The sequence below is a fragment of the Krasilnikovia cinnamomea genome (assembly GCF_004217545.1).
Lineage (GTDB): Bacteria > Actinomycetota > Actinomycetes > Mycobacteriales > Micromonosporaceae > Actinoplanes > Actinoplanes cinnamomeus.
Genome location: NZ_SHKY01000001.1, coordinates 1,440,524 through 1,462,152, shown reverse-complemented (window position 1 = coordinate 1,462,152; position 21,629 = coordinate 1,440,524). Strand labels below are relative to the sequence as shown.

General features: G+C 72.5%; 16 protein-coding genes. 11 read left to right on the top strand and 5 right to left on the bottom strand.

The window, feature by feature from the left end:
- Positions 1-74: 74 nt before the first annotated feature.
- From EV385_RS06345 to EV385_RS06335, 3 genes are all read left to right on the top strand, one after another.
- Entirely contained in the window at positions 75-1,211 is a 1,137-nt protein-coding gene (locus EV385_RS06345; protein WP_130508602.1) for an 8-amino-7-oxononanoate synthase, read from the top strand.
- Positions 1,212-1,315: 104 nt separating this feature from the next.
- Positions 1,316-2,065: a dethiobiotin synthase gene (gene bioD, locus EV385_RS06340; protein WP_130508601.1), complete on the top strand. Its 750-nt coding sequence runs from the start codon at positions 1,316-1,318 to the stop codon at positions 2,063-2,065.
- A 40-nt stretch (positions 2,066-2,105) separates the two neighbouring features.
- Positions 2,106-2,858, top strand: a complete 753-nt coding sequence (locus EV385_RS06335) for an ROK family protein (protein ID WP_130508600.1) — start codon at positions 2,106-2,108, stop codon at positions 2,856-2,858.
- Between the two features lie 18 nt (positions 2,859-2,876).
- Here the strand turns inward: EV385_RS06335 and EV385_RS06330 are convergent, their stop codons facing one another.
- Positions 2,877-3,521: a class I SAM-dependent methyltransferase gene (locus tag EV385_RS06330; protein WP_130508599.1), complete on the bottom strand. Its 645-nt coding sequence runs from the start codon at positions 3,519-3,521 to the stop codon at positions 2,877-2,879.
- A gap of 85 nt (positions 3,522-3,606) precedes the next feature.
- On the opposite strand from EV385_RS06330, the gene EV385_RS06325 reads away from it, so the two are divergent.
- On the top strand, positions 3,607-6,675 hold the full coding sequence (locus EV385_RS06325) for an EAL domain-containing protein (RefSeq protein WP_130508598.1): 3,069 nt from the start codon (positions 3,607-3,609) through the stop codon (positions 6,673-6,675).
- Here the strand turns inward: EV385_RS06325 and EV385_RS06320 are convergent.
- The 4 genes from EV385_RS06320 to EV385_RS06305 form a co-directional block, all read right to left on the bottom strand.
- A complete protein-coding gene (locus EV385_RS06320; protein WP_130508597.1) occupies positions 6,672-7,424 on the bottom strand; it encodes an SDR family NAD(P)-dependent oxidoreductase in 753 nt (250 codons plus the stop codon). The genes EV385_RS06325 and EV385_RS06320 overlap by 4 nt on opposite strands.
- A gap of 69 nt (positions 7,425-7,493) precedes the next feature.
- On the bottom strand, positions 7,494-7,847 hold the full coding sequence (locus EV385_RS06315) for a histone-like nucleoid-structuring protein Lsr2 (RefSeq protein ID WP_130508596.1): 354 nt from the start codon (positions 7,845-7,847) through the stop codon (positions 7,494-7,496).
- A 509-nt stretch (positions 7,848-8,356) separates the two neighbouring features.
- Positions 8,357-10,060: a GMC family oxidoreductase gene (locus EV385_RS06310; RefSeq protein WP_130508595.1), complete on the bottom strand. Its 1,704-nt coding sequence runs from the start codon at positions 10,058-10,060 to the stop codon at positions 8,357-8,359.
- 93 nt (positions 10,061-10,153) lie between these two features.
- A complete protein-coding gene (locus EV385_RS06305) occupies positions 10,154-11,095 on the bottom strand; it encodes a CDP-alcohol phosphatidyltransferase family protein (RefSeq protein ID WP_130508594.1) in 942 nt (313 codons plus the stop codon).
- A 368-nt stretch (positions 11,096-11,463) separates the two neighbouring features.
- Between EV385_RS06305 and EV385_RS06300 the strand changes: the two genes are divergently transcribed.
- The 7 genes from EV385_RS06300 to EV385_RS06270 all read left to right on the top strand — a co-directional run bounded on the left by EV385_RS06300 (position 11,464) and on the right by EV385_RS06270 (position 21,612).
- On the top strand, positions 11,464-12,060 hold the full coding sequence (locus EV385_RS06300) for an antibiotic biosynthesis monooxygenase (RefSeq protein ID WP_423203019.1): 597 nt from the start codon (positions 11,464-11,466) through the stop codon (positions 12,058-12,060).
- 153 nt (positions 12,061-12,213) lie between these two features.
- Positions 12,214-14,016, top strand: coding sequence for a sensor domain-containing diguanylate cyclase (locus tag EV385_RS06295; RefSeq protein ID WP_130508593.1), 1,803 nt, complete (start codon positions 12,214-12,216; stop codon positions 14,014-14,016).
- Between the two features lie 107 nt (positions 14,017-14,123).
- Positions 14,124-16,241: an MMPL family transporter gene (locus EV385_RS06290; protein WP_130508592.1), complete on the top strand. Its 2,118-nt coding sequence runs from the start codon at positions 14,124-14,126 to the stop codon at positions 16,239-16,241.
- A 27-nt stretch (positions 16,242-16,268) separates the two neighbouring features.
- The gene (gene ligD, locus EV385_RS06285) at positions 16,269-17,237 is read left to right on the top strand and encodes a non-homologous end-joining DNA ligase (protein ID WP_130508591.1); all 969 of its coding nucleotides are present in this window, start codon (positions 16,269-16,271) and stop codon (positions 17,235-17,237) included.
- A gap of 159 nt (positions 17,238-17,396) precedes the next feature.
- Positions 17,397-18,104 (top strand): SemiSWEET transporter, encoded by a 708-nt coding sequence (locus tag EV385_RS06280; protein ID WP_130508590.1) that lies wholly within the window; start codon positions 17,397-17,399, stop codon positions 18,102-18,104.
- 178 nt (positions 18,105-18,282) lie between these two features.
- Positions 18,283-19,059, top strand: a complete 777-nt coding sequence (locus tag EV385_RS06275; protein WP_130508589.1) for an ABC transporter ATP-binding protein — start codon at positions 18,283-18,285, stop codon at positions 19,057-19,059.
- 3 nt (positions 19,060-19,062) lie between these two features.
- On the top strand, positions 19,063-21,612 hold the full coding sequence (locus tag EV385_RS06270; protein ID WP_130508588.1) for an ABC transporter permease: 2,550 nt from the start codon (positions 19,063-19,065) through the stop codon (positions 21,610-21,612).
- Positions 21,613-21,629 lie beyond the last annotated feature (17 nt).

Genomic DNA, 21,629 nt, shown 5'->3' with positions numbered 1-21,629 from the left:
TACCCTACAAGGCGACCGGCCCCTGATAGTTTCGCCGTCGTCGGTGGTGTGCCGGGCGGAAGGTGGGGTTCGGTTTGGCGGCCTGGTTGACGGCGTTGGAGCGCCTGGCCCGCAGCCGGGCCAAGGCCGGACTCACCCGGGAACTGCGGCCCCGCCCGGCCGACGACGATGTCGTCGACCTGGCCGGGAACGACTATCTGGGCCTCGCCCGCCACCCCGAGGTGGTCGCGGCGGCGGCCACGGCACTGTCCGCGTACGGGCTGGGAGCCACCGGGTCGCGGCTGGTGCGCGGCTCCACCGAGGCACACGCCGAGCTGGAGTCGGACCTGGCCGGCTGGCTCGGGGCGGAGCAGGCCCTCGTGTACTCCTCGGGCTACCTCGCCAACCTCGGCGCGGTCCGGGCCCTCGCCGACAAGCACACGCTGGTGGTCTCGGACGCGTACAACCACGCGTCACTCATCGACGGCTGCAAGATGTCCGGCGCCGAGACGGTGGTCGCGCCGCACGGCGATTCGGCCGCCGTCGCCGCGGTGCTCGACGCCGCGCCCGGGCGCCCGGCCCTGGTGGTCACCGAGTCGGTGTTCTCCGTGGACGGTGACCTGGCCCCGCTGGCGGCGCTGCACGAGGTGACGTCCGCGCGGGGCGCGCTGCTGCTGGTGGACGACGCGCACGCGCTCGGGGTGCTCGGCCCCCAGGGTGCGGGCGGGGTCGCCGCCGCCGGTCTGTCCGGTGCCCCGGACGTGGTGGTGACCGCCACCCTGTCCAAGTCGCTCGGCGGCGCGGGCGGGCTGATCGCGGGCCCCCGGCAGATCGTGCGCCACCTCGTCGACACCGGTCGCACGTTCATCTACGACACGGCGCTGCCGCCGGCGGTCGCCGCCGGGGCGCATGCGGCGCTGCGGATCGCGCGCGAGGCCGGCGACCGGCGGGCGCTGCTGGCCGCCCGCGCCGAACAGACCGTACGCCGGCTCGGCGCGGCCGGGTTCGCGGTGCGCCGGCCCGCGGGGGCGGTGCTGTCGGTCACGGCGCCGGGCCCGGAGGCGGCGCTCGCGTGGGCCGCGGACTGCCGGGACCGGGGGATCGCCGTAGGCTGTTTCCGTCCGCCGTCCACTCCGGACGGTTCGTCCCGGCTGCGGCTGACGCTCAGCGCCGGAGTGTCCGACGTGGACTTCGCCCGCGCCCTGGACGTGATCGTGGAGTGCGCCCCATGACGGTCGACCCGGCAGCCGAGCCCGAGCCTTCCGAAGCGCCCGTGTCTCCCGCGCCGCTGCCCCCGGATGCGGCCCCGGCTCCGGATGCGCCGTCGGGTGCGCATATGTCCACGGCGCGGCCCGCCGAGGCGGGGGAGTGGCGCGGGATCGTGCTCGTCACCGGCACCGACACCGACGTGGGCAAGACCGTGGTGACCTCCGCCGTCGCGGCCGCCGCCCAGGCCGCCGGCCTGCGGGTCGCCGTCGTCAAACCCGGCCAGACCGGTACGGCGACCGGCGCACCCACCGACATCGACGTGGTCACCCGGCTCGCCGCCCCGCACACCGCGCGGACCCTGGCGTCCTACCCGGAGCCCCTCGCCCCGCTGGCGGCGGCCCGGGTGGCGTCGCTGCCCCCGCTGGAGCTGTACGAGGTCGTCGACGCGGTCCGGGCCGAGGCGAAGCGGCACGACCTGGTCCTCGTCGAGGGCGCCGGTGGCCTGCTCGTGCCGATGGGGGTACGCCCGTCCGGGGCCCCCTGGACGGTGGCGGACCTGGCCACCGCGCTCGGCGTCAGCACCATCGTGGTGGCCCGCGCCGGCCTGGGCACCCTGAACCACACCGCGCTGACCCTGGAGGCACTGGAGCGCCGCGGCATCCCCGCGGCCGTGGTGCTGGGCGCCTGGCCCGCCGAGCCGGAGCTGGTGCACTGGGCGAACCTCGGCGAACTGCTGCCACACCTGGTGGGCGCGCTGCCCGACGGGGCGGGCGGGATGGACCCCGGAGTGTTCCGCCGTTCCGCACCGGGCTGGCTCACCCCGGCCCTGTACGGCGTCCTCGACGACTGGCGCGTCTGGGCCGACGACGTCCGCTGACGCCCGCGCGGGTGGGCGGGCGGTGAGGCACACTCCAGGGGTGGCCTTCACCCTGACGATCGACTGCGGCGGCGGCGGCATCAAGGGCTCGGTACTCGACGAGGCGGGCACGATGCGCGCCCACCCGGTGCGGGTGCCCACGCCGTACCCGTTGCCGCCGGACGTGTTCGTCAAGACGCTGGTGGGGCTCGGCGGCGGGCTGCCCACGGCCGACCGGGTGACCGTCGGCATGCCGGGCATGCTGCGCCACGGCGTGGTGGTGGCGACACCGCACTACATCACCCGCAGCGGCCCCCGCACGAAGGTCGATCCGGAACTGGCCGAGGCGTGGCAGGGCTTCGACGCGCGGACCGCGCTGGCCGAGGCGTTCGGTCTGCCGACGCTGGTGCTCAACGACGCGGAGGTGCACGGCGCGGGCGTCGTCGCGGGTACCGGGTGCGAACTGGTGCTGACCTTGGGTACGGGGCTGGGCTGCGCGCTGTTCGACGGCGGCGCGCTGGCCCCGCACCTGGAGATGTCGCAGGCCCCGGTGCGGTGGGGGATGAGCTACGACACGTACATCGGCGAGCACGAGCGGCGGCGCCTCGGTGACGCGCTCTGGTCCCGCCGGGTCCGCAACGTCGTCGAGGGGCTGCGACCGGTGTTCCGGTGGGACCGCCTCTACCTGGGCGGGGGCAACTCCCGGCTGATCACGCCGACCCAGCTCGCCCGGATGGGTGACGACGTGGTGGTGGTACCGAACACGGCCGGCATCCTCGGCGGGGTCCGCGCCTGGACGCTCGGCACGGGCTGACCCGCCGCCCGCGCCGCGTCAGCGCAATCGCCACACCGTGGTGTGCCGGACGGTGACCGTCTCCAGCTCCGCCGGCACCGGCACGTCGTAGGTGGCGCACCGGGTCAGCGCCTCCGTCGGCAGGTAGGCCCGCCCCGGGTCGCCGACCAGCACCAGGGCGCCCCGGGCGGCGGCCCGCCGCAGGAACGGCAGGAACCGGGCCGCCATGGCACGGCTGTAGAACACGTCCCCGGCCAGGAGCACCGTCGCCTGGGCGTACCCGTCGTCGGTGTCGAGTAGGTCACCCTCGACCGGATCCACCACGACGCCGTTCGCGGCCGCGTTGACCGTGGCCGCGGCCAGCGACAGCGGGTCGATGTCGTTCGCGGCGACCGGCCGGGCCCCGGCCCGGGCGGCGGCGATGGCGACCAGCCCGGAGCCGGTGGCCATGTCGAGCACCGACCGGCCGTCGACCAGCTCCGGATGGTCCAGTACGTGCCGGGCCAGCGCCTGGCCACCCGCCCAGGCGAACGCCCAGAACGGGGGTGGCTGCTCGACCCCGTCCGCCTCGGTCCGCTCCCACAGCTCGATCGGCTCGTCGGCCTGGTGCAGGACCAGCTCGGGCACGAACGGCACGGGCGCCAGCCGGGTGTGCGTACGGACGAAGTCGGGGGATGACAGCACGCCACGATTGTCCCCCTTTCCTCAGTTGACCGGTCGGCGGGCCGATCTAGTGGCAGCGGTGCTCACAGCCGACAGGAGGAGGAGCATGCCGACGCGTGTGGCGGCCGCCCTCTTCGGCGTGTGGATGGCAGTGCTGGGCGCGGCCTTCTGGCTGCAACCGGCGTGGCAGGATCCGATCCGGCTGGCCGCCGGGCTGGCCACCGTGCTCGCGGTGATGTTCGGCATGCGGCGGCGCCGGCCCGCCCGCTCCGCGCCGTGGCAGTTGCTGACCCTCGCGGTGGCGCTGTCCGCGGTCGGCAAGACCGTGCACGACGTGCCCGCGGCCGTCCAGGCGGTGCCGTTTCTCGCGCCGGCCGTGACGTGGGCGCTGCTGGCGGTCTACCCGACGCTGGCGGGCGCGCTGCTGATGTTCGTGCGCTACCGCACCGGCGGCAGCCGGGACCGTGGTGGTCTGATCGACGCGCTGACCGTGACCGCGGGCGCCGCGCTGTTGTCGTGGACCCTCGTGCTCAGCCCGCAACTGCGCCACGCCGACCTGACCACGGCCGCCGACCTGCTGTCGATCGGCTACCCGATCGGTGACCTGTTGCTGCTGGCCGCGCTGACCCGGCTGTGGACCGTGGCGGACCGGCGGGCGCCGGCCGGCCTCGTGCTGGGCGCCGGCGTGTTCGCGATGCTGCTGGTGGATCTCGCGCACAGCGTGCCCGGCCTGGAGCAGCCGCTGGCCGCGCTGTCCGCGTTCGGGCGCCTGCCGCTGTACGCGGCGATCGGCCTGGCGGCGCTGCACAGCTCGATGCACGCGCTGACCCAGCCGGCGGCGACGCCCCCGGCCGACCTGGACCGCAAGCGGCTGCTGCTGCTGGGCGTGGCGTCCCTGGTGGGACCGGCGGTGCTGCTGGTGCAGGTGGGGCTGGACGGCCGCCCGATCGACCTGTCCGTGGTGGCGGTGCTGTGCGGCCTGACGTTCCTGCTGGTGCTGGCCCGTACCGCCGGGATCATGCGCAGTCAGCGCCTCGCCACCGCCCGCGAGCGGGGACTGCGGGAGGCGTCCGCCGCCCTGGTGTCGGCGACCGACGACGACGAGGTGGCCGAGGCGACCCGCCGGGCGGTCGCGCAACTGCTGCCGGACGTGCCGCACCGGGTGGTGCTGGCGATGGCGGTCGCGGAGCCGGGGGAGCCGCTGAGCGCGGAGGCGGCCGCCCAGGCCGCGCAGGACCGCGCCTCCGGTACGGCGGCCCGGCTCCTGCCGACCCGCGAGGTCGACTGGGCCGTGGCGGTCCGGCTCAACCAGTACAACATGGTGCTGCGCTGCCCGCTGGTGCTGCAGGACCGCCCGACCGGGGACCCGCTGGTGGGGGTGCTGCATGTGGGCGGCCCGGCGTGGGCGCTGGTGGGCCTGCAGCGTTCCCTGGAGGTGCTGGCCACCCAGGTGGCGCTCGCCATGGAGCGGATCGCGCTCAGCGAGGAGGTCATCCGCCGCAACAGCGAGACGTACTTCCGGACGCTGGTGCAGAACACCTCCGACGTGATCGTGATCGTCGACGAGGAGGACCGGGTCCGGTACGCCAGCCCGTCCGCGCGGCCGGTGCTCGGCGGCGACCCGGTCGGGGTGCGGCTGCCGGACATCATCCACCCGGCGGACCGTGACCGCCTGCACGAGGTGCTGGCCGGGGTGCGGTTCGGGCGCGGCCCGGCGCAGGGGCTCGACTTCCGGGCCCTGGGCCGTCACGACAGCGAGCTGATGCTCGAGATGCACGTCCGCGATCTGCGCGGGGATCAGACCGTGTCCGGTCTGGTCATCACGTTGCGCGACGTCACCGAGCGGCGCCGCCTCGAACGCGACCTGACCCACCAGGCGTTCCACGACTCGCTGACCGGCCTCGCGAACCGGGTGCTGTTCGCCGACCGGCTGGAGCACGCGCTGGCCCGGGGCACCCGGGACGGCACGCTGGTCGGCGTCCTCTTCATCGACCTGGACGACTTCAAGGTCGTCAACGACACGCTCGGACACGCGGTCGGCGACCAGTTGCTCGTCGCGGTGGCCCAGCGGATCAGCGGGGCGCTGCGCGCCGAGGACACCGCGGCCCGTCTCGGCGGCGACGAGTTCGCCGCGCTCATCGAGAACGTGCAGGACCCGGGCGCGGTCGAGGAGGCCGCCGAACGGATCCTGGCCGCGCTGGCCGAACCGATCCTGGTGGACGGCGAGGCGTTGCAGGCGGTCGCCAGCATCGGCATCACCACCACCCCCGAGGCGGACAACGCCGACGAGCTGCTGCGCCAGGCCGACCTGGCCCTGTACGTGGCGAAGGGCGCGGGCAAGAACCGGTGGCGGCGCTACCAGAACCACCTGCACGGGGCCATGGTGGAGCGGCTGGAGCTGCGGTCCGCGCTGGACCACGCGGTCAACGAGGGGCACTTCCTGCTGCAGTACCAGCCCATCGTGGACCTGAACACCGACGAGGCGGCCGGCTTCGAGGCGCTGGTGCGCTGGCACCACCCGGCGCGCGGTGTCATCGCCCCGGACCAGTTCATCGAGGTGGCCGAGGAGAGCGGGCTGATCATCCCGATGGGCCGGTGGGTCCTCGACCAGGCGTTGCACACGGTCGCCCAGTGGCGGCGGGTGCTGCCCCGGGCCCGCCAGCCGTACGTCAGCGTCAACGTCTCCGTGCGCCAGTTCCGCCAGAAGGGCTTCGTGGATCAGGTGCGGGCGTCGCTGGACTACGCGGGCGTGCCGCCGCAGGCGCTCATGCTGGAGATCACCGAGACCCTGTTGATGCGCGACGACGAGGACATCTGGGCCGACCTGGCGGTGCTGCAGGACCTCGGGGTGCGGATCGCCATCGACGATTTCGGTACGGGCTACTCCTCGCTGAGCTACCTGCGGCAGCGGCCGATCGACGTACTCAAGATCGACAAGACGTTCATCGACGACATGGTCGGCAGCGAGCAGCAGCTGGCGCTGGTCTCCGGCATCGTGAGCCTGGCGCAGACGCTGAACCTGACCGTGGTGGCCGAGGGCATCGAGGACGCCACCCACCGGGACATCCTGCAGCGGCTGGGCTGCCCGCTGGGTCAGGGCTACTACTTCTCCAGCCCGGTCGGCCCCACCGAGGCGCTGACCTGGCTCACCGTCAACCGCGCCGTCGCCGCCTAACGGTCGGCCGGGGTGGGGTCCTTCGGCGCGGCCCGGCCCGCGAGGGCGCGGTCGGCCACCATCGGCAGCACGTTCGCCAGCAGGATGGCCGCGCGGTAGCGGGCGGGTACGACGATGCGGCGGCGGGGGCGGCGTACGGCCCGGGCCACCGCGTCCGCGACCACCTCGGGACCGGGCAGCCCCGTGCGGCCTTCGGTGAGCGGGGTGGCGATGTATCCCGGCTCGACCAGGGTCACGCCGATTCCCGTGCCGGCCAGCTCGCGCCGCACGGAGTCGGTCAGGCCGCGCAGGGCGAACTTGGTCGCCGAGTACGTGCCGCTGAGCCCGATCTCGCCTGCGACCGAGCCGATGTTGACGATGGCGCCGCCGCCCTGGGCCCGCATGCGCGGCACGACCGCCCGCATGAGCCGCAGCGGGCCGAGCAGGTTCACCTCGACCATGGCGGTGACGGTCGGGTCGTCGGTCAGGATCGAGGCGCCGCCGCCCAGGCCCGCGTTGTTGACCACCGCGTCGATCCGGCCGGTGATCGCGGCCGCCTGCTCGGCCAGCGCGTCGAGGGCCTCGGGCCGGCGCACGTCCGTGGGCACGATGACCGCGCTGCCACCGGCGGCCTCCACCAGGGCGGCCGTCTCTGACAATTCCGCCGCCCGGCGGGCGGCCAGCACGACGGTCCAGCCGTCCTTTCCGAATCGGATCGCCGTGGCGCGGCCGATGCCGCTCGACGCCCCCGTGATGATGACGACCGGCATGCCCGACCCCTTTCGTGAATAACGGCGCCGCCGGTCGCGGCGGCGCCGTATTCCGGCGTTGGCGCCAATCTATCGCCGGTTGCGGTACGCCTCCACGACGCTGCCCGGGATGCGCCCGCGATCGGAGACCTCGTACCCGTTCTTGGCGGCCCACTCGCGGATCGCCTGATTCTGGTCGCGGCTCGCCCGGCCGGTGGCCGCGCCGGCACCGCGCCGGCCGCCGGAAGCACGGGACTCATTGCCGCTGCGCCCCACGCGGGTGGCGGCGCTCAGGAACGGGTCCAGAGCCTTGCGCAGCTTCCCGGCGTTCTTTTCCGACAGGTCGATGGTGTAGTTGACACCGTCCAGTCCGAATTCGACCGTCCGGTCCGCTTCGCCGCCGTCGAGATCGTCCGTGAGAAGAGTGATTACCTGCTTGGCCATGTTGTGGTCGCTCCCGAACCGGTGTCATTGGGTAACCGCAATCCGCGCCCCGGGGCCGCCGCGCGGTGAAACCCCGCGACGCGCCGGAAAACCCGGACGTGCCGGGCCGTGGACCGCCTCCCCCGAATAGTGCTCGAGCCATTCTGTCCGCCCGTTCGCGACAATGCAAATTGTCGCTTCCGCATGTCTCGTTTCTTACTCTGGTGGACCGCTGGCGGCCGATGATCGGCGGTGGGCCCGGGGTGGTCGAGGGCCGGACCACGTCGCGTGGGGCCGCCCGGGTGCTGACCTCCACTGTGGGCGAACGGGAACGGGCACCCCGCGCCCGATCTCGATGCGACATGAGTTGTTCATCGTCGTCAAACATCCGGGGTTTATTTCCTAATGACACTCCGGTGCACTCTCGGCGGCGTGTCTGGTGACATCCGCCAATGCATTCCTCGCGCGCTCGCCCGCGCCTGGCGACCGGGAGCGCCCCGGCTCTCTCTCGCTTTCTGGCCCGTCCGGGATCACGTCCCAGGGGTCACGGGCAGGGGACCGTCCGTCGCGTCCGGTGACGGGGTCCCGGCCCGCCGGGGCCAGGGCAGCCGCAGCGCCCCCGGGGCCCGCTCCGGTACCGCGGGGCGGTGCGGCTCGACCGGTTCCAGGCGGGCGTACGGCTCGCCCAGCGCCGGGCGCGGGTCCGCCTCGCCCGCGTTGGGCCACAGCGACAACGCGCGCTCCGCCAGGGCGGTGATGGTCAGCGACGGGTTCACCCCCAGGTTCGCCGGCACCGCCGCGCCGTCCACCACGTGCAGGCCCGGGTATCCGTACACCCGGTGGTAGGGGTCGATCACCCCGGTCCGCGGCGACGCCCCGATGGTCGCGCCGCCCAGGATGTGCGCGGTCATCGGTACGTCGAAGATGTCGCCGACCGTGCCGCCGGGGAACCCGCCGATCCGGGCCGCCATCCGCCGGACCGCCTCGTGACCCACCGGAATCCAGGTCGGGTTGGCCGGGCCGTGGCCGGGCGCCGTGGTCAGCCGGCCCCGGCGGGTCCGCCTTACCGTCAGCGAATTGTCCACAGTCTGCATGACCAGGGCGATGATCGTCCGCTCGCTCCAGCGCCGCACCGACAGCGAGCGCAGCAGGTGCCCCGGATGGCGCAGCGCCTGGCCCAGGAAGCGCAGCGGGCGCGGCATCCGGCCGCCGCCGTCCACCAGCAGCGTGCTGAGCAGGCCCATCGCGTTGCTGCCGGCGCCGTAGCGGACCGGCTCGATGTGGGTGTCGGCGTCCGGGTGGAAGCTCGACGTGATCGCGACCCCCCGGGAGAACGGCTCTTCGGGTACGGCGCTGGTCATCGCCCCGAGCAGCGCCTCCGAGTTGGTCCGGGTCAGCGCGCCCAGCCGGGGCGAGACCTCCGGCAGCACCCCGGTGTCGCGCATCGTGTGCAGCAGCCGCTGGGTGCCCAGCGCCCCGGCCGCCAGCACCACCTGGCCGCAGCGGAACGTCTGCTTCCCGGCCCGTACCAGCCAGCCGTCGGCGACCGGCCGCAGCTCGGTGACGGTGGTGTCCGGGTGGATCGTCGCGCCCGCCCGCTCCGCCAGGTACAGGTAGTTGAGGTCCAGCCGATTCTTGGCGCCGTGCCGGCAGCCGATCATGCATTCGCCGCATTCCAGACAACCCGTACGGTCGGGACCGGCCCCGCCGAAGAACGGGTCCGGCACGGTCTTGCCGGGCTCCCCGAAGAACACCCCCACCGGGGTGCGCCGGTACGTGTCCCCGACGCCCATCTCCTCGGCGACCTGCTGTATCACCACGTCGGACGGGGTGGTCGAGGGCTGCTCGGTGACGCCCAGCATCCGCGACGCCTGGTCGTAGTGCGGGTCCAGTTCCGTGGCCCAGTCCGTGATGGCGGCCCACTGCGCGTCGTCGAAGAAGGTGCGCGGCGGCTTGTACAGGGTGTTGGCGTACACCAGGGAGCCGCCGCCGACGCCCGCAGCGGACAGCACCACGATGTCCTTGAGCAGGGTGATCCGCTGAATTCCGCGCAGGCCAAGCCGGGGCGCCCAGAGGAAGTTGCGCAGATCCCAGGACGTCTTGGGCAGCGTGTCCGGGGTGTACCGGCGGCCCGCCTCCAGCACGCCGACCCGGTAGCCCTTCTCGCTCAGCCGCAGCGCCGCGACGCTGCCCCCGAAACCGCTGCCCACGACCACGACGTCGTAATCCGGCACGGAAACCTCCTCAACCACCCGGGGTGAACGGACGTTAGGTCCGTCGAAAGTGCACCCCTCGGGGGTCTTGTTAGTCAACCGGCGAATTGCGGATCAGCTCCGGGCGGTGAACTCCAGGTCGTCGTTCTCGTCCGCGGCGGTCTCGTCCACGGCCCGCATGGCCTCGTCCGCGGTCGGGGCGATCCCCTCCTGGGCCGGGGTCCGCGGCGCGTCCGGGGCGGTGTCGCGGACGCCGTGTGCCGCCTGCACCTTGGCGAGCTGGCGCGGGAACTTCCGGGTGGCCCGCCACAGCTTGGCCACCAGCAGGAACTCGAAGCCCATCAGGAGGACCCCGGCGACGATCGGCACGCCGACGATCCAGCCGGTCAGCGGGGCGATGATGCACACGGCCATCTCGAACTCGATGCCGCTCACCAGGTGCGGGCGGATGCGGTACCGGCGCAGCGTGGCGCGCAGGCGGGCGCGCCAGTTGTCCGGCCACTGGTCCGGCTGGCCGGTCACCTCGGCCGCCCGGGGCAGGCCGCGGGCGTCGTCCAGCTGCACCCGCATGGCCCGGCGCACCTTGGCCATCTGCGAGCCGTTGAGGTAGCGGAACAGGTCGAGGAAGGTGACCGCGACCAGGATCCAGAGGTAGACCGGCTCGCCGGTCTTGGCGTACTGGCCGCCCATCAGCGCGACCGTGCAGGCGAACATGCGCAGCCGGTCGAAGACGAAGTCGTACCAGGCGCCGAAGAGCGAACCCGTGCCATTGAGCCGGGCGATCTTGCCGTCCATGCAGTCGATCACGAAGCTGAGGTGGAACAGCAGCGCGCCCGCCACCAGCCACGGCCGGTCCTGCATCGCGAAGCACGCGGCCGAGGCGAGGCCGACCAGAGTGGCGATGCCGGTCAGTACGTTCGGGGTGATCCGCCGGTACGGTGCAACCAGCCGCACCAGACGAACGGCCAACGGATCCACGAGCAGGACGGTCCACCACGCGTCGCGCGTCTTGTACGTGCGTTCGCGGATCTCCCGCAGCGGCAACCGTTGCCCCATGCCTCATCCCATCCGTGTCGGCCTACCCGGCCCCTGCTTCGATTTTGGTGGAACAAGCAGGCCGGCAACGACCCGGGGTACCCCAGTCCCCGGAATGCGTTACCATGTCGTTACATTTGTGACCCCCGGCCGGGTCCGCCCGGCGGCGACGCCGCCGAACGCTTCCGTCCGGTGACCCGCGGCCCTGCCGTGCCGTTGGTGGTCACCATGTCCGTGAAGCCGACACATTAGCCTGCTCACGGCGAGCGAGGAAGATGACGACGTCAGCGACGTGTCCGCCGCGCCGCACGGTCGGCCGGACAGTGGCGCCGCTGACAGTTTTCCCGGGCCGCGGCAGAACGCCGCGCGGCCCGGGCAGGATTGTGCTCATGCCCGACACCATGACCCGGACGGCCGTCACGGTCGCGATCACCCGCCGGGCCGACCCGTCGCGCGCCGCCGAGATGCAGGCATGGGTACGCGCGGGCGCCACGCTCGCCGAGGACTTCCCCGGCTTCCTCGGGGTCGGCTGGGTCCGCCCCGAGCTCGGCTCGACCGAGTGGCACATGCTGTACCGCTTCGCCGACGACGACGCGCTGTCCGCGTGGGAGGACTCCGCGCAACGGCGCTGGTGGCTGTCGTCGGCGCAGGGGATGGTCGAGCACACCCGGGAGGAGCGCCGTACCGGGATCGAGGGCTGGTTCGACCCGCCGCGCGAGGGGGAGGTGCGGGTGGCCGACGCCCCGGCCGTACCGTCCGCCCCGCCCCGGTGGAAACAGGCGGTGGCCATCTGGCTGGGCTTCTTCCCCCTCAGCCTGCTTGCGGCGGTGGCCCTCGGGCCGCTGCTGGCCGCCCAGCACGTCGTGCTGCGGACCTTGGTGACCACCCTGTGCCTGACCCCGATCATGACCTACCTGGTGTTGCCGCGAGTGACCGGCGCGCTGCAGTGGTGGCTGCAGGGGCGGCGGGCGCCCTGGCGGCGCTGACGGGCGCAACGCTACCTCGGCCGCGGCGCCGAACCGCGCCCCACGCGTCCGGGTCCGGTCCGCCGGGCGAGCACGGACCGGCTCAAATCCGGCTCAGTTTGATTGAGTGCGGGTCCCGGTGTGCCGATCCTCTCTTTCGAGGAGGGGTGCCCGATGCGCTTGCGCAACTGGATCGCCGTGGTGGTCAGCGTCGTGCTGCTGATCGCCGCCGGTGCCATCGGTGTGCTCGTGAACCGTTCGGCGCTGCGCGCGGCCGACACGGTGCACCGCGCCGACACCCAGGCGCTGGCGGTCAACAACACCACCCTCTCCGGCCAGATGCAGCTCGTGACGGCCGGCGAGCTGAAGGAGCTCGCCAGCACCACCACGTTCCGTTTGGGCAAGGGCAACGCGGCCGACCGCCGGGCCCTGGACCGCTTTGTGGCCAAGACCAACGTCCTCAAGTACGGTGCGGCGATCACCGACCTGCGCGGCACCGTACTCAACGCCACCCGCAGCACGGGCCTGCCGTCGGTGGGTGACCCCGGCTACACCCGCATGCGCGAGGAGCTGGCCCGCGCCAGGCCCGGCTTCTCCTCCGTGATGCTGGTCGACGGGGTGGCCATCGAGGCCGTCGCCATCCCGCTGGTGCGCAACGGTGCCCCGGTGGCGGTGCTCGTCGGCTTCATGGAGCTCGCGAAGACCCCGCTGCAGGGATACGTCGCCACGCTCAGCGACAGCGCCCACCTCACCGAGGTCATCGACAGCGGTGGCCGGATCGGCTACTCCAGCGACGGCAGCAAGATCGGCACCATGATCGACCCGGCCGTCACCGCGGCCGCGCGGCACGCCGCCGGTCCCACCTTCGTGCAGTTCACCTCCGGCAAGACCCCGACGATCGCGATCGTCGTCCCCGGGATGCCGGGCGGCTGGTCGTACGTCCGCAGCCAGTCTCTCGCCTCGTTCGAGGGCGCGGTGCACAGCAAGAGCCAGACGCTGAACGTCACCCTGCTGGCCATGCTGCTCATCGGCGTCATCGGCATCACCCTGCTCGGCTACCGCACGCAGATCCAGCGGCGCCGCTCGGACGAGCGCTTCCAGGCGCTGTTCCAGCACGCCCCGGACATGGTGTCGGTGCTCGACCCGACCGGCCGGATCGCGTTCGCCAGCCCCAGCGCCGCCTCGCTGCTCAACGTGCCCAGCGGCTCCATGCAGGGCACCAGCGTCTTCGACATCATCCACCCGGACGACCGGGAACGGATCCAGGCCGCGTTCGCCGCGCTGCTCGGCGAACGCGACGGGGTCAAGCGGATGCAGTCGCGGGTCTTCAACGCCGACGGCACGTACCGGTGGTTCGAGATCACCGCGTCGAACAAGCTGCACAACCGCGCGCTGGCCGGCATCGTCATCAACGCCCGTGACGTCAGCGAGAACCGGGCCTTCCAGGAGCGGCTCACCCACGAGGCGCTGCACGACGCGCTCACCGGGCTGCCCAACCGGCGCCGCATGCAGGACGCGCTCGACTCCACGCTGAGCAGCGACGCGGTCGCGGTGCTCTTCGTCGACCTGGACGGCTTCAAGCCGGTCAACGACATGCACGGCCACGAGGCGGGCGACGAGCTGCTGCGGCAGGTCGCGGACCGGCTCAGCGCCTGCGTACGCGCCGAGGACGTGCTGGCCCGGGTCGGCGGCGACGAGTTCGTCGTGCTGATGCCCGGCATCCTCGACCAGGCCGACGCCGACGCGATGAGCGCCCGCGTGTGCGCCGCCATCGAGACGCCGTTCCAGGTGTACGGCAGCGAGGTGACCATCGGCGCCAGCGTCGGTGTCCACCTGGCCGCCCCCAAGGAGGACTCCGACCTGGTGTTGCGCGCCGCCGACCACGCCATGTACGCGGTCAAGAAGGCGGGCGGCGGGCGGCGGGCCCGCCTGGAACCTGAGCCCGTTCGGGTCGGGCGGCACCGCGCCGCGGATTAGGGTCACCCTGAGAAGACCCTGAGCTTGGGGGTAAACCGCTTCGGCGTTTCCGGCCAGGGCGACTACGATCCGGTCGGTCGTACCGCGAGCGGTCTGGGGGGATTCGGATGGCGGGCACGGGCGGCGTCGCGTGGCTGGTCTGCGGGCGTTGGACGAAATGGCTGGTCCTGGCGCTGTGGATCGTGGTGCTCGCGGTGGCCGGTCCGCTGGCCGGCAAGCTGACCGAGGTTCAGAAGAACGACAACTCGGCCTGGCTGCCCGGCAACGCCGAGTCGACCCAGGCGGCCGACCTGCAGAAGCGGTTCCAGCCGGACGACATCGCCCCGGCGGTGATCGTCTATGAGCGCCCGTCCGGCATCGTCGCCGGCGACCAGGCGAAGGCCGCCCGGGACGCCGAGGCGCTGGGGAAGGTCGCGGGGGTCACCGGCAAGGTGATCGGCCCGGTGCCCGCCCAGGACGGCAAGGCGTTGCAGATCATCGTGCCCATCAAGATCGACGCCGACGGGTGGGAGAAGATCGTCGACGTGGTGGCCGAGGTCAAGGCGGTCACCGAGGCCGATCCGAACGGGCTCGCCGTCTACCTCACCGGCCCCGCGGGCAACGCGGCCGACTCCGCCAAGGCGTTCGAGGGCATCGACAGCACCCTGCTCTACACCACCCTCACGGTCGTCGCGATCATCCTGCTCATCACGTACCGGAGTCCGGTGCTGTGGCTGCTGCCGATCATCTCGGCGGGCGTCGCGCTGACCACCGCGCAGGCGGTGATCTACCTGCTGGCCAAGCACTCCGGCCTGGTGGTCAACGCGCAGAGCGCGGGCATCCTGACCGTGCTCGTGTTCGGCGCGGGCACCGACTACGCGCTGCTGCTGGTCGCCCGCTACCGGGAGGAACTGCGCCGGCACACCGACCGGCACGAGGCCATGGCGCTGGCCCTGCACCGGGCCGGACCGGCGATCATCGCCAGCGCGGCCACCGTGGCGATCGGCATGTCCTGCCTGACCCTGGCGGAGATGAACGCGACCAGCGGGCTCGGGCCGGTCTCGGCCATCGGCATCACGGTCGGCCTGCTGGTGATGATCACCCTGCTGCCCGCGCTGCTGGTCATCTTCGGGCGCTGGCTGTTCTGGCCCGCCCGCCCCGCGTACGGTTCGGCCGAGCCGACCGCCACCGGCCTGTGGGCCAAGCTGGGCACCCGCATCGCGCTGCGCCCCCGCCTGACCTGGATCGTCACGGCCGTGGCGCTGGGCGCCATGTCGCTCGGCCTGTTCCAGCTCGAGGCCAAGGGGCTGGCCACCGCCGACACGTTCGTCACCAAGCCGCCGTCGGTCACCGGCGAGGAGGCCCTCGCCCGGCACTTCCCGGCCGGGCAGGGTCAGCCTGTCGTGGTGATCGGCAAGGCCGCGGCCGCCGCGCAGCTACGGCAGGCGCTGGCCGGCACCCAGGGCGTCGCCGAGGTCGCCGAGCCGGTTATCAAGGACGACCTGGCCGCCATCGAAGGGACGCTGCGCGACGCGCCCGACTCCGGCCGGGCCCGCGCCACGATCGACCGGATCCGCGACGTTGTGCACGCCGTCCCGGGGGCCGACGCCAAGGTCGGCGGCATCACCGCGATGACCCTGGACATGAACCGGGCCAACGACCACGACAACCGGCTGATCATCCCGCTGGTCCTGCTCGTCGTCCTGATCATCCTGGGCATCCTGCTGCGCGCGGTGGTCGCCCCGCTGATCCTGATCGCCACGGTCGTGCTGTCGTTCGCGGCCGCCCTGGGGGTCAGCGCGCTGATCTTCCGGCACGTGTTCGGCTTCGCGGGCGAGGACACGTCGTTCCCGCTCTACGTCTTCGTGTTCCTGGTGGCGCTCGGGATCGACTACAACATCTTCCTGATGACCCGGGTCCGCGAGGAGGCGCACCACCACGGCACCCGGCGCGGGGCGCTGATCGGCCTCGCCGCGACGGGCGGGGTGATCACCTCGGCGGGCATCGTGCTGGCGGGTACGTTCGCGGCGCTGGCCAGCCTGCCGCTGGTGGCGTTCGCGGAGATCGGCTTCGCGGTCGCGTTCGGGGTCCTGCTGGACACGCTCATCGTCCGGTCCGTCCTGGTCACGGCGCTCACCCTTGATCTCGGCCGGTGGATGTGGTGGCCGAGCAAGCTCACCGCGGTCCACGACCGTCCGGCCGAGGAGGAGCCGGAGGCGGACCGCGATCTCGAAACAGTGTCCTGAGCGGCCACCACCGCTAGGTTGAGATCCATGCCGGCCTCCGCGAGCAGGTCACCGGCGGTGGAGCTGGAGGTCGGGCCGCACACCGTACGGATCTCCAACCCCGACCGGGTGTACTTCCCCAGCTCGGGGCGCACGAAGCTGGACCTGGTGAAGTACTACCTCAGCGTGGGCGACGGGATCGTGCGCGCGCTGCGCGAGCGGCCCTGCATGCTGCACCGCTTCCCGGACGGCCTGGCGGGGGAGAAGGTGCACCAGAAGCGGGTCCCCAACGGCGCGCCGCCCTGGCTGCAGACGGTGCGGGTGCACTTCCCCCGGTACGGCCGGCACGCCGACGAGCTGTGCGTCACCCAGCTCGCCGAGGTCATCTGGGCGGTGCAGATGTCGACCGTCGAGTTCCACCCGTGGAACTCGCGGCGCGCCGACACCGAGAAGCCGGACGAGTGGCGCATCGACCTCGACCCGATGCCGCAGTGCCCGTTCGGCACGGTGCGGCGGGTCGCGCACGTGGCCCACGAGGTGCTCGACGAGTTGGGCATCACCGGCTACCCGAAGACCTCCGGCGGCAAGGGCCTGCACGTGTACGTCCGGATCCGGCCCGACTGGGGCTTCGCCGACGTACGCCGGGCCGCGCTGGCCTTCGCCCGGGAGGTGGAGCGGCGCGCCCCCGAGGACGTCACGACGACGTGGTGGCGCCGCGACCGCGACCCGGAGTCGCTGTTCATCGACTACAACCAGAACGCCCGCGACCACACCATCGCCAGCGCGTACTCGGTGCGCGGGGTGCCGGAGGCGACCGTCTCCACGCCGATCACGTGGGACGAGATCGACACGGTCGACCCGCGCGACTGCACCATGGCCACCGTCCCGGAGCGCTTCGCCAGACTCGGCGACCTGCATGCCGACATCGACACCGTCGCCCACGACCTCACCCCGCTGCTGGACTGGGCCGACCGTGACGAGCACGCGGGTCTGGCCACCCCCGAGACTCCGGACTGAGCCCGGCCCATAACACCGGTTGCGGCGCTGCGCGGCGGGTTCTCAATTGTCGGACAGTGGCCACGGTCACCAGTGGATCTTGTTCAGTCGTCGTCCCGGGTCGCCGATGGGGACATCCGTAGCCGGAATACCGGCATTCCCCACGACCCGGAATGGATCATGCACCCCTCTGCCCTCGGCCTGCTCGGTGCCGCCCTGTCGATCGCCCTCCCTTGGCCCCAGGTCTGGCGCTCCTGCGTTCAGCGCCACACGACCGGACTGTCCGCGACCGCCTCCTGGCTGACCTTCGCCCTGCCGATCGGCTGGATCACGTACGGGCTGCTCAGCGGCGAACGGATCCAGGTCATCACGAACACGGTGACGGGCGCGGCGGGTCTCGCGGTCCTGGTCGCCCTGCTGGTGGCGCGCCGTGAGCTGCGCACCGGGCGGGCACTGGCCGCCAGCGCGGGCGGGGCGATGATCATGCTGGCCACTGCGCTGGGCTGCGCCGCCGCCGCGGCACTGCTGCCGGGCTCGGGGCGCCTGATCGCCGACCTCCTCGGGATGGTCCTGGTGGCGGCCTCCATCGTCTCGGCGGTGCCGCAGCCGCTCGCGCTGCTGCGCGACCGCACCCAGGACCTCTCCGGGCTGTCCCCGCTGCGGTGGCGCCTGACCGCCGGCGCGGCGGCCTCGTGGCTGGGGTACGGCGCGCTCACCGGACAGCCGGCGGTGTTCCTGTCGGCCTCGGCCGGCCTGGCCGGCGCGCTCGTGGTCTGCTACTTGCTGGCGACCCGCCAGGCGGCGCCGGTGACCGCGCTGGACACCGTCGAGCCGGTGCGCTGGCGGGAGACCGTCACCACCCGCAACCTGGCGATGGCGGGCGTCTGACCGGCGCTCTCGGGGAGAACCCTGACTCGTGGTCCGGGCCGTCCCGCAGCAGAAATCCGAGTCCGTATCCCCCTGCGGACCGACGGCGGGACGCCCGCCGACACCGAGGATGAACAGGCCGGCCGGGCAGGCGCCCGGCCGGACCAGTTCATGAGCCCCACCTCGGCAGGGAGAGACAGTGACAGCAACGGCGGCAACCGCGACGGCGGCCCCGAGCACGACGGCAGCGGCCCGCGCGGAGGGCGTGTGGAAGGTGTACGGCTCCGGCGAGGCGCAGGTGACCGCGCTCCGCGGGGTGAACGCCGAATTCGCCCGCGGCCGGTTCACCGCGATCATGGGACCGTCCGGCTCCGGCAAGTCAACCCTGATGCACTGCCTGGCCGGGCTGGACTCCGTCACCCGGGGCGAGGTCTTCATCGGCGACACCGAGGTCACCGGGCTGGGCGACGCCGGCCTGACCCGGCTGCGCCGCGACAAGGTCGGATTCATCTTCCAGCAGTTCAACCTCCTGCCCACGCTCACCGCGGCGGAGAACATCCTGCTGCCGATGTCCATCGCCGGACGCAAGCCGGACCCCGAGTGGTACCGCACCGTCATCGACACGGTCGGACTGGGAGACCGGCTCGGCCACCGCCCGACGCAACTCTCCGGCGGCCAGCAGCAACGCGTCGCCTGCGCCCGCGCGCTGGTGGCCCGTCCCGAGGTCATCTTCGCCGACGAGCCTACCGGCAACCTCGACTCCCGCGCCGGCGCCGAGGTCCTCGGCTTCCTGCGCGATTCCGTCCGCGACTACGGCCAGACCATCGTCATGGTCACCCACGATCCCAACGCCGCCAGCTACGCCGACCGTGTCGTCTTCCTCGCCGACGGCGAGATCGTCGACGAGTTGGCGAACCCGACCGCGGCGTCGGTACTGGAGACCATGAAGCGCCTCGACGGTTCGGCGGGTGTCTGAGCCATGTGGCGTGCAACCCTGAAAAGCCTGCTGGCCCGCAAGGTGCGGCTGGTGCTGTCCGGGCTGGCCGTGGTGCTGGGGGTCATGTTCGTCTCCGGCGCGTTCGTGCTCACCGACACCCTCAGCCGCTCGTTCGACACGATGTTCAGCACTGTCTTCTCCGAGACCGACGTCTCGGTCAGCGCCAAGCCCAAGGTCGCGACGGACGACGACGGGGAACTGGCGTCCCCGCCGACACTGCCGGCCGACATGCTCGCCGCCGTCCGTGCGGTGCCCGGCGTCGCCAAGGCGACCGGCCAGGCCCAGGCCGACGGGGCCCGCGTGATCGGCAGCAACGGCAAGGTGGTGACCACGTTCGGCGCGCCGCGCTTCGGTGAGAACTGGACCGGGGAATCCGGCCTGCTCAAGCTGCGTACCGGGCGGGGTCCGGCCGCGGACGACGAGATCGCCGTGAACGCCGCACTCGCCGACGCCGCCAAGATCAAGGTCGGTGATCGGGTGGGTGTCCTCACGCTCGCACCGAAGCGCACCTTCACGCTGGTGGGCACGTTCGGCTACAGCGGTGGCCGGGACACCCTCGGCGGAGCGATGCAGGTGATGTTCACCGAACCGGTGGCGCAGCAGCTGATGCTCGGCCAGCGGGGCGTCTACAGCTCGATCGACGTGAAGGCCGCCGGTGGGGTCGCCCCCGCCGAATTGCGCGACCGGGTCACCGCGGCGCTCGGCGACGGCTACGTGGTCAAGACCGGCACCCAGCTCGCCGACGAGAACGCCGCCGACCTGGCGCAGGGACTCAGCTTCTTCAACAAGATCCTTCTCGGCTTTGCCGGGGTGGCGCTGTTCGTGGGCATCTTCCTGATCCTCAACACGTTCTCGATCCTCATCGCGCAGCGGACCCGGGAGCTGGCCCTGATGCGGGCCCTGGGTGCCAGCCGACGGCAGATGCTCGGCTCGGTACTGGCCGAGGCCGTGGCCATCGGCCTGATCGCCTCGGTGGTCGGTCTGGGTGCGGGCATCGGCGTGGGCGCGGGACTCGGCGCGCTGTTCGCGAAGTTCGGTGGCGGCTTCGCGTTGGCCGGCATCGCGGTGCCGCCCGCCGCGGTGATCAGCTCGTTCACCGTCGGCGTGCTCATCACCGTGCTCGCCGCCGTGCTGCCCGCCCTGCGGGCCTCGCGGATCCCACCGATCGCCGCCATGCAGGAGGTGGCAACCCCGGACCGGCCGCTGACCCGGCTGACCGTGTCCGGCGCAGTACTGGGTGCGGTCGGCGGCACTCTGCTGGCCCTCGGGCTGACCGGCAATTCCGGCGACAACACCTTGTGGACACTGCTGGGCGGGGTGCTGGTGTCGTTCATCGGCGTCGCCCTGCTGACCCCGCTGATCAGCAGGCCGGTGGTGTCCGTGCTCGGCCGGCTGTTCTCCTGGTCGGTGCCGGGCAAGCTGGGCCGGCTCAACTCCGGACGCAACCCGCGCCGTACCGCGATCACCGCCGCCGCGCTCATGGTGGGCATCGCCCTGATCACCGGGGTGAACGTGATCGTCGACTCGGCCAAGAGCAGCATGGCCGGACTGGTCACCGACACGCTCAAGGCGGACCTGCTCATCTCCGGGGACCAGAGTGGTCCGCGCCCGCCGACCTTCGACCCGGCCGTACTGGACAAGGCCGCGACGCTGCCGGGCGTGGCTGGCGCGGTCGGCATCTACGAGGAGGCCGCCCAGGTCGACGGCGAGCGCCGGCGACTCGGCGCGACCACCGACCTGTCCACGACGCGCGACGTTTTCGGGCTCACGCCCATCGACGGGACGCTGGCCGACCTGGGCCCCGACCAACTGGTGCTGGACTCGGTAACGGCCAAGGAGTTGGGCGTTGCGGTCGGCAGACCGGTACGGGTTCAACTGTCCCGCGGCAGTGAACACACCTACACCGTCGCCGGCGTGTACGGCGAGACCGAACTGTTCGACGGGATCGTGCTGCCGAGACAGGCGACGGCCGACTTCGGTATCCCGCAGCCGATGATGGGCTTCCTGCAACTGACCCCAGGCACCGCGACGGCACAGGTGCTTCCCTCGGTGGAGCGTCTGCTGGCCGACAGCCCCGAGGTCAACGCGGTCGACCGCAGCGCCTTCCTGAAGCAGCAGACCGGCGGCCTGGACAACGTCCTGGTGATGATACAGCTGCTGCTCGGGCTGGCCATCCTCATCGCGGTGCTGGGCATCGTGAACACCCTGGCGCTGTCCGTGCTGGAACGTACCCGCGAGCTCGGCCTGCTGCGGGCGATCGGGCTCGGCCGCGCCCAGACCATGCGGATGGTGACGGTCGAGGCCACCGTCATCTCGGTCTTCGGCGCGCTGCTCGGCCTCGCGGTGGGCGCCGGCCTCGGTGCGGCGGTGGTCCGGGCGCTGGAGTCGGAGGGCATCACCGACCTGGTGTTCCCGTGGCAGCAGATGGGCATCTACCTCGGGCTGGCGGCGGTCGTCGGCGTGGTCGCCGCCGTCGCCCCGGCGGTGCGGGCCGCCCGGCTCAACGTGCTCGGCGCGATCGCCCACGAGTAGCGCCATGCCCGACGGCG